The sequence below is a fragment of the Lysinibacillus sp. SGAir0095 genome, from assembly GCF_005491425.1.
Taxonomy (GTDB): domain Bacteria; phylum Bacillota; class Bacilli; order Bacillales_A; family Planococcaceae; genus Ureibacillus.
Genome location: NZ_CP028083.1, coordinates 2530651 through 2543997, shown reverse-complemented (window position 1 = coordinate 2543997; position 13347 = coordinate 2530651). Strand labels below are relative to the sequence as shown.

12 protein-coding genes are annotated in these 13347 nt (G+C 34.9%); 10 read left to right on the top strand and 2 right to left on the bottom strand.

The window, feature by feature from the left end; genetic code table 11:
• Window position 1: 1 nt before the first annotated feature.
• Window positions 2-574: a ComE operon protein 2 gene (locus tag C1N55_RS12525; protein ID WP_137729142.1), complete on the top strand. Its 573-nt coding sequence runs from the start codon at window positions 2-4 to the stop codon at window positions 572-574.
• Window positions 555-2849, top strand: coding sequence for a DNA internalization-related competence protein ComEC/Rec2 (locus C1N55_RS12520; RefSeq protein WP_240758289.1), 2295 nt, complete (start codon window positions 555-557; stop codon window positions 2847-2849). The genes C1N55_RS12525 and C1N55_RS12520 overlap by 20 nt, the downstream gene beginning before the upstream one ends.
• A 50-nt stretch (window positions 2850-2899) precedes the next feature.
• On the opposite strand, the gene C1N55_RS12515 is transcribed toward C1N55_RS12520, so the two are convergent.
• The gene (locus C1N55_RS12515; RefSeq protein ID WP_137729141.1) at window positions 2900-3064 is read right to left on the bottom strand and encodes a YqzM family protein; all 165 of its coding nucleotides are present in this window, start codon (window positions 3062-3064) and stop codon (window positions 2900-2902) included.
• Window positions 3065-3235: 171 nt separating this feature from the next.
• Here C1N55_RS12515 and holA point away from each other — a divergent pair, with 171 nt between their 5' ends.
• The 3 genes from holA to C1N55_RS12500 all read left to right on the top strand — a co-directional run bounded on the left by holA (window position 3236) and on the right by C1N55_RS12500 (window position 6387).
• Window positions 3236-4246, top strand: a complete 1011-nt coding sequence (gene holA / locus C1N55_RS12510) for a DNA polymerase III subunit delta (protein WP_137729140.1) — start codon at window positions 3236-3238, stop codon at window positions 4244-4246.
• A 99-nt stretch (window positions 4247-4345) separates the two neighbouring features.
• Entirely contained in the window at window positions 4346-5035 is a 690-nt protein-coding gene (locus C1N55_RS12505; protein ID WP_137729139.1) for a hypothetical protein, read from the top strand.
• The gene (locus C1N55_RS12500; RefSeq protein WP_137729138.1) at window positions 5032-6387 is read left to right on the top strand and encodes a DUF2968 domain-containing protein; all 1356 of its coding nucleotides are present in this window, start codon (window positions 5032-5034) and stop codon (window positions 6385-6387) included. Before C1N55_RS12505 ends, C1N55_RS12500 begins: the two co-directional genes overlap by 4 nt.
• A 239-nt stretch (window positions 6388-6626) precedes the next feature.
• On the opposite strand, the gene rpsT is transcribed toward C1N55_RS12500, so the two are convergent.
• The gene (rpsT, locus tag C1N55_RS12495) at window positions 6627-6878 is read right to left on the bottom strand and encodes a 30S ribosomal protein S20 (RefSeq protein WP_137729137.1); all 252 of its coding nucleotides are present in this window, start codon (window positions 6876-6878) and stop codon (window positions 6627-6629) included.
• A 165-nt stretch (window positions 6879-7043) separates the two neighbouring features.
• Between rpsT and gpr the strand changes: the two genes are divergently transcribed.
• The 5 genes from gpr (at window position 7044) to hemW (ending at window position 13282) form a co-directional block, all read left to right on the top strand.
• Window positions 7044-8072, top strand: coding sequence for a GPR endopeptidase (gene gpr, locus C1N55_RS12490; protein ID WP_137729136.1), 1029 nt, complete (start codon window positions 7044-7046; stop codon window positions 8070-8072).
• A gap of 48 nt (window positions 8073-8120) precedes the next feature.
• Window positions 8121-8981 (top strand): stage II sporulation protein P, encoded by an 861-nt coding sequence (gene spoIIP, locus C1N55_RS12485; RefSeq protein ID WP_137729135.1) that lies wholly within the window; start codon window positions 8121-8123, stop codon window positions 8979-8981.
• A gap of 319 nt (window positions 8982-9300) precedes the next feature.
• The gene (gene lepA / locus C1N55_RS12480; protein WP_137729134.1) at window positions 9301-11133 is read left to right on the top strand and encodes a translation elongation factor 4; all 1833 of its coding nucleotides are present in this window, start codon (window positions 9301-9303) and stop codon (window positions 11131-11133) included.
• A 532-nt stretch (window positions 11134-11665) separates the two neighbouring features.
• The gene (locus C1N55_RS12475) at window positions 11666-11992 is read left to right on the top strand and encodes a hypothetical protein (RefSeq protein ID WP_137729133.1); all 327 of its coding nucleotides are present in this window, start codon (window positions 11666-11668) and stop codon (window positions 11990-11992) included.
• A 144-nt stretch (window positions 11993-12136) separates the two neighbouring features.
• Window positions 12137-13282, top strand: coding sequence for a radical SAM family heme chaperone HemW (hemW, locus tag C1N55_RS12470; protein ID WP_137729132.1), 1146 nt, complete (start codon window positions 12137-12139; stop codon window positions 13280-13282).
• The last annotated feature ends 65 nt before the right edge of the window (window positions 13283-13347 follow it).

Below are 13347 nucleotides of genomic sequence, written 5' to 3'. Positions count from 1 at the left end.
TATGGAGCGAATTACATGGGATCAATTTTTTATGGCACAAAGTCATCTATTGGCCCTAAGAAGTACCTGTACTAGACTAGCAGTTGGAGCGACAATTGTTCGAGAGAAGAGAATTATTGCTGGTGGCTACAATGGTTCGATATCAGGAGACGAGCATTGTATTGAAGATGGCTGCTATGTTGTCGATAATCATTGTGTTCGAACAGTTCACGCTGAGACAAATGCATTATTACAATGTGCGAAATATGGTACGCCAGCAAATGGTGCGGATATATATGTGACACATTTCCCTTGTCTGCCTTGTTCAAAAACAATCATCCAAGCGGGCATTAAAAACTTATATTATGCAAATGACTATAAAAATAATGCGTATGCATTAGAACTATTTCAAAAAGCAAATGTGAATGTTGTTCAAATTCCTTTTGACGAAGCGAAAATTGATTTTCTTAAAGATCAAAAACTTGAACTGGCAGTTGAAATGTTAGATAAGCTTAGAAATCTCGGTGCTACAAAGGAAGTACTACAGCCCTTTGAAGAGAAGGTGAAAGAACTATTTGATCTCATTCAAGCATAAGTGTATTTTTTATGCCTTATCGGTTCTCGTTGCATCCCTTGCAGCTCACGAATCGGTAAGGCTGTTGTTTTTATTGGTGCCCTATTTTCTATTTCTCCATTTTAAAAAAATCAGTTTCATTCATATTGTTGGAATCTGTTTTACAGCATTTTGTAGTTTTTCTTACTTTACAAACTTACTTCAACAATTTGATGAACCACTTCAATTTCCCACCCAATTAACATGGTCAGACGAATATAAGATTAATGGTGATACTTTGCGTGGATTTATGAAAGACTCGCAAGGAAGAAATGTATACGTTGTTTATAAATTTGGCTCAGAAAAAGAAAAGTATAATTTCCAACAGATCTCCTTGGTAGGAAGCCGTTATTTGTTGAGAGGGGAGTTAGTAGAACCCACTATTCCAGATCATGACTTTGCATTTAACATGAAGAATTATTTAAAAAGTAATGGCGCTATAGGAGTTGTTGAAATCTCTAGTTGGGAATATGTCGGAAATAAAAGAAGTATCCAACAAAGGATAGCCAAGCAACGATATAATGTGAAGACCCATATCCAAGAAGCATTTCCATCTTCACTGGTAGCAGAAGCTCAAGCGCTAATTATTGGGGTAAGTGAAAATGTCGATGAAGAAATGACTAGAGCTTATCAAAAATTAGGAATTACTCATTTATTTGCAATCTCAGGGCTCCATGTGGCGATTGTTGCATTTATTTTTTTTCAAGGTCTTTTAAGATTGGGCGTGAGACGAGAACTTGCAACCATTATACTTATGGCAATTTTACCGATATATGCTGTCCTTGCAGGTAGTTCACCTTCAGTTTGGAGAGCAGTATCAGTTGTTGAACTCATCATGATTAGTCGTTTGAAAGGGAAAATGACAGCAGATGATGCTCTTTCTATTAGTTTTATATTCTTTGTCTCTATTGAACCTTGGGCCATTTTTCAAATTGGATTCCAATTATCCTATTTAGCAACTTTGAGCTTGATTTATTCGGGTCATTTTATTAATCGTTATTCCTCATGGATAATCCAATCTTTCCTCATAACCTTCGTCACTCAGCTGCTTGTTTATCCACTGCTCCTATTTCATTTTTATGAAATAAGTCTATCCTCTTTTCTAGTGAATATTATCTTTGTGCCTCTATTTTCTTTCATCATTTTGCCTATTAATATTGTATTATTAGTTTCTTCGTATTTTCTTGAACCTATAGCGGCTATTTTGTTTCTAATCTATGAGCCTTTAAGAAGTTTTCTTACAGCAAGTATTGACTGGTTACAAGGAATTCCATATCAAATGTGGAATCCTGGTAAGCCAACGCTTATTTTAATAGTTATTGGCTATATTAGTGTTTTTGCAACATTTTATTTAATCGATGTAAAAGCAAAACTTTTGAAAGTTCTTTTCGTGCTTCTTTTACCCGCATTCTTCATTCATCTGAGTGGAAAATTGACGAATGATCTAATCATTACTTTTGTTAACGTTGGCCAAGGGGACTGTATTGTCATTGAATTACCCTTCAAAGAAGAAATCTATATGATTGATGCAGGCGGGATTTTAAGATTCAATCAGGAGGAATGGAAAAAAAGTTCTAACCAATATGAAATAGGAAGGGATATCGTTGTTCCGTTTTTAAAAGGAAAAGGCATTCAGAAAATCGATAAATTGATTTTGACGCATGCAGATAGCGATCATGTCGAAGGAGCAGAAGAAATATTGCAGGAAATTCAGGTCGGGGAAATACACATTACACCAAATTCTTATAAAAAGGATGTAATGAATGATTTGCTAGTAGAAGCCAAACAACAGAAAATTTCTATAGTGGAGGAAATTGCAAATGTCACTTGGAAAAAAGAGGGCATTTCCTTTACTTATCTCTGGCCAACTGAAACAACGTATGAAGGGAATAATGATTCTCTTGTGTTGTATGTAACAAAAGGGGATTTCAAAGCACTGTTCATGGGAGATGTCGAAGAATCTGGTGAGCAATCAATTCTACGCCAATATCCTGATTTAGCCCAGATAGATGTCTTAAAGGCTGGACATCATGGAAGTAAGACATCAAGTACTGAAGCGTTTGTTGAGAAATTAAAGCCAGCTTTAACGATTTTTAGTGCAGGTGAGAATAATCGTTATGGGCATCCTCATGAGGAGGTGGTAGAGCGTTTTCGAAATTTGGATTTAGCGACTTTAACCACTGGTGAAGTTGGTACTGTTGAAATAAGGATAGATGATCATGAATCGATGTTAGTAAAAATAACTAAACAACGATAAATAAAAGAGGACATTCAGATATTGAATGTCCTCTTTTCGCGTAACAACGATTAAGCTGCTACATCAACAATGATTGCGATAATAAACATAATTGCAAAAAATGCGAATGAAACGCCAAATCCTACTCCAGCATCAATAGCTTGGTTACGCATAGATGCGCCATTTTTTCCTTCAAAAGGATTGTGTGTTACAACGTTTTCATCATGTGATGACATACCTATCCCTCCTACTCAACATCAATTATAAGTGAATATATTATAAAAAGCTATATCCAATAAAGCAATTTCTACTATCTACCTTTTGTCTTATTGAAAATTTTTATACATTGATGATAGAAATAAAAAAACGTGTATACTTATAAATACGAAATGATAGGAGGACGCAATATGTTTACAAAAGCATGGAAAGAGATTAAAAACGGGCAAATTGCTCCTGTATATTGTATTTATGGCGATGAATCTTATTTTGTAGATGAAACAATCAAACGTATCAAAGAAGCAATAAATACAACTGAAGAGGCTGAAGTCATCACTTTTGATATGGATGAATCACCTGTTGATTTAGTGATTGATGAAGCAGATACATTTCCGTTCTTTTCAGAAAGAAAATTAGTCATTGCAAAAAATGCTTCGTTTTTAAAAGCGAGTGAAAAAGGGAAAGAGAAAATAGAGCACGATTTAAAACGTCTTGAAAATTGGCTTGCCCATCCATCTGACTTTAGTGTCACAATTTTTATAGCGCCTTATGAGAAATTAGATGAGCGAAAAAAAATAACGAAGGCAATGAAAGAAAAAAGTCTCTTACTTCATGCTGAAACACCAAAAGAAAACGATTTAGCAACCTGGATAAGAAGTGAAGTAAAAAGTTTTGATAAAAGTATAGCTGATGATGCTGTAGATAAGTTAGTGGAAATGGTTGGAGCAAATATGCTGCAGCTTAGAATTGAGATTGAAAAAATGGCATTATATTTAGGCGAAGAAGGTCAAATTACCGTGCACTTAGTTGAAGAATTAGTAGCCAAAACATTGGAGCATGACGCTTTTAAAATGTTGAATGCTTATTTATCAAGAAATGTATCCGAAGCACTTCAAATATATCATGATTTGCTTAGACAAAAGGAAGAGCCTATCATGTTAGTTGGCCTTTTGGCTTCAAATATACGTACGATGAATAATGTCTATTATTTGCAAAAAAAAGGTTATCATCCAAATCAGATATCTAAGCAGCTTAAGATCCACCCTTATCGAGTAAAGCTCATGCTGGAAAATAGACAGCGTCCAAATGAGGAACGATTACTAAAAGCACTAAAAAATCTATCTGAGATTGATTTGAAACTTAAATCAATTAGCGGGAATAGAGAGAGGTATTTAGAAATGTTTTTGTTAAAAGCTTTATAAACCTATTGGAGTATTTTAAGATTGTTCATTTAACTCTATTTACATTATCTGTTATATTTAGTTAAAACATATATTTTCTTAAAATAGAAAGGACTTCACATGGACTATCAATTTAGATTTTGGCATTCACTATTAAATCCTAGTAAACTAGCATTTGCACTTGATAATCAAGAACAGGATTATCAAATAAAAGGTTATCGTAGCCGGTTCTTTATACTGCTTGGCATAACGATTCTCTTTTTTGTTATTAGAAGTATTTGGGGTATGGGGTCTGAAAATTTGACGTATCTCCTTGCTGAAAATTTGGAAGAAGAGTATATTGTAAGCCGTTATTTATCGGTGTTTGGGGCAGTAGTAAAAGGATTATTATTTTTTGCATTTCACTATTATTTTATATCTATATGCTTGGCCATCCTAACAGATCATTCATTTAGAGCCATCTCTAAAATACAACTCTTTGTTTTAGCAAGTATTTTACTAGAAAAAGTTATTCTCTTTTCCGTTTTTACCTTGTCAGGGTTTACAACTGCTATATCATTTTTGTCATTAGGGCCAATAAGTACATATATCACTGATGATAGTTTTGTAATTTACTTTTTTAATCAACTTACAATTGCGACAGCTGCTAGCATTTATATTCAATATAATTTCCTGTCGAGATGGGAAGAAGAGAGTAAGGGCTTATTATTAACGAAAATTATAGGGCTTCATATTTTCTTTGCTCTTGTAACAGCTGGAATTAGTATCTTACCTCTCTATGATTACGTTACTAAGGTGGTAGGTTTATGAAGCAGAATATGAAAATTTGGCTTGCTGCAGGTAGTACGGCATTGTTGGCTCTATTGATCATCAATTGCCTGATTGTATTTAAAGATGGTAGTAAAATCACACGTTCTTATTATATAACTGATTATGAGAGAGTTACTCTAGAGCAGCAAAGAGCTTATTTAGAAAAAGAGGCAATGATTGTCCCTCAGGAAGAAATTCGGATTACAGCAGACGCAAATGCGTTATCAGAAATTTCGGTGCGACCTGGTCAGAAAATAAGTATGAATGAAGAAATTGCTGCCTATAAAACCGATGAAGCTACACAGGAACAGTCTAAATTACAATTTGAAGTAAATGCTTATGAAAGTGAATTAACTACCTTAGAAGGAATTCTGAGACGATTAGAAGCACAAGATATAAATAATCCTGTAACCTCGATTGATTCGGAGCAGGTTGATGATGAACTTTCCATTACAGTCGAAACAGAAGTTACACAAGGCTCTCCGTTAGAAGCGATTGCAACTATTGAGAAACAGATAGCTGAGGTTGAAAGAAATATTGATATTTTAGAGAATCAAATTGCTGACCTAAGTTTTTCAAATGTTCTTTCAAGTCCAATCGATGGTGTAGTTGGTGAAGTGATTGATGATAACGGAACCATAACATTTATTATATATACGGATGAAAAAAATCTAATTACCTATGTGTCGGAGAAAGAATGGGAGACTGTTGCAGAGAATCAAAATGTAGAATTAGACCAATCCCTTTTTGATAATGAAATAGAGTCTCAAAATATTACGAATACTGAAGAAACTAGTACTGAAGAAACGAATAGTGAAGAAACTAGTAGTATTGCACAAGAGCAAGAAGAGTTATTGGGCGTTGTAATAGAAAAGCAGACGATTCCTGCTGTTAATTCACTCTGGTATAATGAAATGGAGAAAGTAGTTAAAATGCCAAAACCACTTTCATTTGAGGTACGAGTAGATCTGAATGAAGCGATAGTTGGTAAGCCATATGCTAGCTTAACAAAAACTAAAATCATCATTAACGAAGCACCGAGTGCTTTTAGAGTAAAGAAAGAGTGGCTTTCTTCAAAAGAAATTACGGTTGATGCAGAATCAAAAGAAGTAACCCAAATCTATTTAATAGGTGAAGATGGAAAAATACAAGCAACTGAAGTGGATGTTGCATTTGAAGATAAGGGAGATGCCATTCTAACAAGTGGTTTATCAAATGACCAAATTGTTTTTTACGATAATGCGAAAAGTGCACAATCAGAAGCATTCTTTCCAATGCCTTTTGAATTGCCAAGTAAAGCCACTATACAAGAACTTGATTGGAAGCAATATGCCAAATATATAATCTTTTAAAAATAAACTATCTGGGGGATGACTCTAGTTAGTTTTTTTTATGTGACGGATAAATTTTGACAACGATCTTATTTTGCTTTTGTGGCTGCTATCTGAGATTTTCATTTGGTTTTTGGTAGGGTGAGCGGTCTAAGCGCATAAGTTAAAGAGCCCGCGTGTAACAGGCTCATTGAAGCGGTAAAGGAAAAAGAGGTTTTCCAAATCATAAAAATGATGATTTTGGAAAACCTCTTAATGTATTAGTTAGCTTTTTTAGCTAAACGTGATTTTTTACGAGCTGCAGCATTTTTATGGATAAGACCTTTTGAAGCTGCAGAATCAAGTGCTTTGCTTGCAGCTACTACTAATTCGCTAGCGTTTTCAGCATTGTTAGCAAGTGCTTGTTCCGCTTTTTTAACTGTAGTACGCATAGCTGATTTTGCTTGAGAGTTCGCAAGGTTAGCTTTTTCAGCAACTTTAACACGTTTAATTGCAGATTTAATGTTTGGCATATCTTTCACCTCCTAAAAAAGGTACGAGATGAGTTATCTTCTCACTATTTTCGTTTGTCAATACAACAAAAATCATTCTACCAAACCCTAGAGCTAATTGCAATAGTTAAATGCAAAGAATATTTACTTGACAGTTTGTCCAACATATACACGAGGTGATTATTAATGACAGAAGTGAATTGGAGCAGAACCGATTTAATTGATGAATCAGCCGAAGTCGTTGAACATCAGACCAAGCAGCAAAAGAATAGACTAGAGCAAACAAATGGTGTTTCCATTAATGAATTTACCGAAGGACGAGTTAAAGTTACAAAAGTAATAGTGGATGAAGATGGGCAAGAAAAAATCGGAAAAAAGGAAGGGACATATATTACACTTTCTGTTCCAACCTTAACAATAGACGATTCAAATGGATTTGAGCAGTTGGAAAAGGCTTTTACAAAATATCTTGATGATATTCATAAAGATATAGAGATTACAAAAGATAGTAAGGTTCTGGTGATTGGCTTAGGAAATAAAACGATTACACCAGATGCGGTAGGTCCATTTGCTATTGACTCAATGCAAAACGAGCAATCCGAAAATCCAAGTGATCATTTTATTATGTATGCACCAGGTGTGACAGGGCAAACAGGCTTTGAAACAAGCGATTTTATACGAGCCTTAACTGAGAAAATCAAGCCTTCGTTAGTATTAGTCATTGATGCCTTAGCAACAAGAGGAAGCTCTCGATTATGTAAAACAATACAAATTACAAATACAGGAATTCATCCAGGCTCTGGGGTAGGAAATCAACGTACGGAAGTGTCTAAGGAAGTAATGGGTGTTCCTGTAACAGCGATAGGAGTGCCAACCGTTGTGGATGCTACGGTTATTATTGCTGATGCAATCGATAATGTGTTCCGTTCTATCGCTGCAAAAATTGAAGAAAAAGGGAAGCCTTCTGGCAAACTTTCTGTTTCTTCCTGGACACCTGATTCCAATCAGAGAGTTGATTTAAATTTAATCAAACCGATTTTCGGTGAATGGTCGACATGGTCTACCGAAGATCGCCTTCAATTATTTGAAGAAGTTTTTGCATCCCATCCTGAAAGATTGATTGTAACGCCGAAAGAGGTGGATGTTTGGATTACGAAATATTCAATCTTAGTCAGCAAATGTCTATATAAGTGGATGGAACATAAAGTGAAATAGTTCTAAAACGTCCTCTCCCTCCATATCGTAGTGGAAGGAGAGGATGTCATGTTAAAAAAATTAAAAGTTCTATCTGTTTTTCTAGTCTTCTTTTTTATGTTACCAATCATCACAGGACTATTGCCTTTTCCGAACAACCAAAAATATGAACCACCTTTAGCTGAAGAAAAGCAAGTAGTCTATGCATCGACTAATGTTCAGTCAGAAAAAAATGCAGAAGAAGTAACAGCAACAGAAGTAACGGCAACAGAAGAAAACGCTAAAGATGTTACACCGACAATGGATTCATTTGACGTATTGTTTGTTTTCACGCATTCTCAAGAAACCTATAAGCCGTTTGTAGAAAGTCAAACAGGTACAGTTGCTGTATACGACGATCAAGCTAATTTATTATCCATGTCAAAGGCGATGGAAGATTACTTTAAACTAAACGGTTTAAACGCAAAGACTCTTGATGTAGATATTATGGCTGAGACTGTGAAGCAGGGGAAAACAATGGCTTCTTCTTATTCTACTGCACGTACATTTCTTAATCAGGAGTTAAAGAAAAATCAGTATGATCTTATTCTTGATATACATCGAGATGCTACAGGTCATAAAAAATCTACAGTTACTCATAACAATGTAGGCTATGCAAAGACTGCATTTGTTATTGGTGCTGAGAATCCAAATTATAAGTCAAATTTAAATCATGCCAATTCCCTTAATCAGGCTCTAAATCAAATTGTTCCCAATATTTCAAGAGGGATCATTGAGAAGTCGGGAGATGGTGTGGATGGAGTTTATAATCAAGATTTAGCTAATAACCTGCTATTAATTGAAATCGGTGGAATCGAAAATACCGAGGATGAAGTATATCGTACGATTGCAGTGCTTGCACAAGCGATCGCGAAAACCTATGTAAATTAGGACAGTAATTCTTATTCCTTGTCTATCATTGATTTTGGAAGTGAATCATAATATTTTGCGTTTTTTCTCACTACATCATTGCTAAAGTTGTTGTGTCACTGCTATAATTCAAGTTAGTTTAGCCTTTTTTTGAAGGAAATGTATATAGAAAATATAACAGGTTACCAAAATATCAGTAGCCTATTTACTGATAAGGGTTAATGCCTCCAGCGTATTCCAAAGAAAATAGAACTTTAGAAAGTCTACCTTCTTTGGTTATTTCCGCGTGATGAGCGGGAATTATACGTAGGAGGCGTATTTGATTAGGAGTGGACACGACATGAATCGAGAAGAACGTCTTAAACGACAACAAAACATACGAAATTTTTCTATTATTGCCCATATCGATCACGGTAAATCTACATTAGCTGACCGCATATTAGAAACAACAAAGTCGATTACAGCACGAGAAATGAAAGCACAATTATTAGATTCCATGGATTTAGAACGTGAACGTGGGATAACAATTAAGTTAAATGCAGTACAGTTGAAATATGCAGCTAAAAACGGTGAAACTTATACCTTCCATTTAATCGACACACCAGGACATGTCGATTTTACATATGAAGTTTCTCGAAGTTTAGCAGCTTGCGAAGGAGCCATTTTAGTAGTTGATGCTGCACAGGGTATAGAGGCACAAACACTTGCCAATGTATATTTAGCCCTTGATAACGATCTTGAAATTCTACCGGTTATAAATAAAATCGATTTACCGGCAGCTGATCCAGAGCGTGTACGTGCTGAAGTTGAGGATGTAATTGGACTTGATGCTTCTGAAGCAGTTCTTGCTTCCGCTAAAGCGGGTATTGGTATTGAAGAAATTCTAGAGCAAATTGTTGAAAAAGTGCCTGCACCAACAGGTGATCCGGATGCTCCTCTTCAGGCGTTAATTTTTGACTCTGTTTATGATGCATATAAAGGTGTTATCATATCGATTCGAATTGTGAATGGAACGGTAAAAGCAGGGGATAAGATTCGCATGATGGCGACAGGAGCCGAGTTTGAAGTAATTGAAGTTGGGGTTCATACACCGAAATCAGTACCTCAAGCTGAGCTTACTGTAGGAGACGTAGGATACTTAACTGCCTCTATCAAAAATGTTGGAGATACACGAGTAGGGGACACGGTTACCTTTGCAAACCGTCCAGCTGAAACGCCGCTTGAAGGATATCGTAAATTAAATCCAATGGTATATTGCGGTCTTTATCCGATTGACACAGCGCGATATAACGATTTACGCGAAGCACTAGAAAAATTAGAGCTGAACGACTCAGCATTGCAATATGAACCAGAAACTTCTCAAGCATTAGGTTTTGGTTTCCGTTGTGGTTTCTTGGGACTTCTACACATGGAAATCATTCAAGAGCGTATTGAACGTGAATTTAATATCGACCTAATTACAACTGCTCCTTCTGTTATTTATGATGTTCATTTAACAGATGGGGAAGTTTTAAAAGTCGATAACCCTTCAATGATGCCAGATCCACAAAAAATTGATCGTATTGAAGAGCCCTATGTAAAAGCGACAATTATGGTGCCAAACGATTATGTGGGTGCAGTTATGGAGCTATGTCAAATTAAACGTGGTAACTTCATGACAATGGATTACATCGATACTAGCCGTGTAAGCATTATTTATGAAATGCCACTATCTGAAATTGTTTATGATTTCTTTGACTACTTAAAATCAAATACAAAAGGGTACGCGTCATTTGATTATGAATTAATCGGATATAAACCATCCAAGTTAGTTAAAATGGACATCCTATTAAATGGTGAGCAAGTTGATGCTTTAAGCTTTATCGTACACCGTGACTTTGCTTACGAGCGTGGAAAAGTAATTGTTGAGAAGCTAAAAGAATTAATCCCGCGTCAACAATTCGAAGTGCCAATTCAAGCTGCAATCGGTCAAAAAATTGTTGCACGTTCAACTATTAAAGCGATCCGCAAAAACGTACTAGCAAAATGTTACGGTGGTGACATCTCTCGTAAACGTAAACTTCTTGATAAACAAAAAGAAGGTAAAAAACGTATGAAACAAGTGGGTTCAGTAGAAGTTCCACAGGAAGCATTCATGGCTGTACTGAAAATGGATGATAATAATAAGAAATAACCGCTGATCCAAAAGAACATTTAAGGCGATTTGCAACTATTTTCAAGTGCAAATCGCCTTTTTTATGAAAAGCTTAGCTACATAAAAAGATGACCTCTTTGACTGACAGTAGCCATTTTAATTGAAATTGCTTTTCATATAGGCAGAAGGAAATAGGGATGAAGAGTTTAACCCAAACGTCTTCTCTAACAATATGAGATTCAATAAGAAGGTATACAAAATACCTAATAATATGATAAAATGGGTTTTAATAACATTAATTAATAGAATTACCAAATACATATAGTAAAATATTTCCAATGAAACAGATTATCTTCACTTCAAATGGATATTCTGTTTTTTATTGCAACAATATTTCATATATTTCAAATAGGATGAAAAAATTGTTTAAATATTGCTCTTTTAGATTTGCATTAACCATAGTAAAATTTATCTATTAAATCCAATTGAGTTACTTTTATTTGTTAATTATTGGTATTTATATCGAATGTTTTAGCTTCATATGAAAAACAGCGAAGGAGATGTAAAGTAGATGAATAATATAGTAGAGGTAGCAATTCCTGAATGGTTTGAGTATGATGAACTAGTTGCACTATCAACGATTATTAATGAACAAGATGCAACGGTTGGAGTATTGCTGGCGGGAGATAATTTGGATAAGCAAAGACCTTATAGTCCGGTGGTAAGAGTCTACTTAATTACATTAGAAAATGGCAAATATGAGTTTGCTAAGGAAATGAGTGCACTTTCTTTTAATTCAAAGGAAGAGGCAATTAGTTTCACAACTAAATTTTCGAATTATTCAGCTATTGAACTGTTTGTAGAATTATATAGACAACAAATCAATATAGCTATTTAATTTTTTTCGAGGTCTGATTATTTTCAGATCTCTTTTTTTATTTTTAGGATCCATTTTCGATAATTTAGTACCATAAAATTGAATTTTTATGATGAAAGAGTACAATAGAGAAATACGACATTTCTTAAGAAAGAAGGGATCTTAATGGCTCGAGGTGTCTACATACATATTCCTTTCTGTCATCAAATTTGCAATTATTGTGATTTCAATAAAGTTTATTTTAAAAATCAACCAGTTGATGAATATATAGAAGCAGTTGGCAAGGAAATTGAAATGGCGGTCAGACAAACTCCGGAACAATTTCAAAGCATCGAAACAATCTTTCTTGGCGGTGGGACTCCAACTGCACTTTCTGCAAAACAAATAACAAGATTATTGCATCATATAAATACCTTACTCCCAACGAAGCAACTTGTGGAGTTTAGTTCAGAGGCAAATCCTGATGAACTATCAGTTGATAAATTAGAGGCTTTACTTAACGGTGGAGTGAATCGCTTAAGTATGGGGGTGCAATCTTTTGACCCAACTCTGTTAAAAAAAATAGGACGTACACATTCAAACGACCATGTTTTTGAAACCATTAAGCAAGCTAAAAAAGTAGGCTTTGACAATATTAGTATAGACTTAATGTATGGTCTCCCTGGTCAGTCGATGGAGCAATGGGAGGATACTCTTGAAAAAGCTTTGGATTTAAATCTGCCGCATTATTCAGCGTACTCTTTAATTGTTGAACCAAAAACCATTTTTTATATTCAGTATGCTAAAGGGAAGCTAAACTTGCCTACCGAGGATTTAGAAGCGGATATGTATGACCTATTAATGAAAAGAATGGAAGAAAAAGAAAAGAAACAATATGAAATAAGTAATTTTGCGATAGAAGAACATCAATCAACACATAATAAAATTTATTGGGAAAATGATGAATATGCAGGTTTTGGTGCCGGTGCCCACGGTTATTTATTAGGAAATCGCTATTCGAATCATGGACCTATAAAAAAATATATTGATACCATTAAAAATAATGAACTACCTATCCTTCATAAACATGAAGTAACATTTGATGAAAAATGCGAAGAGCAAATGTTTTTAGGTTTGAGAAAAAATGAAGGTGTATTGTATGAAGCGTTTGAAGCAAAGCTTGATATTTCTATGAAAGAGCTTTTTGGCAAAGTAATAGCTGAGCTTGTTCAACAAGATTTGCTTATTGAAGATGAAAAAGGTGTAAGACTAAGTCGACAGGGTCGCTTTGTTGGAAATGAAATCTTTCAACAATTTTTATTAGGAGAATAGAGCGATTCCGTTGACATCATATTAGAGATTTGATAATTTAATAATAGTATTAGCACTCCTTGTTA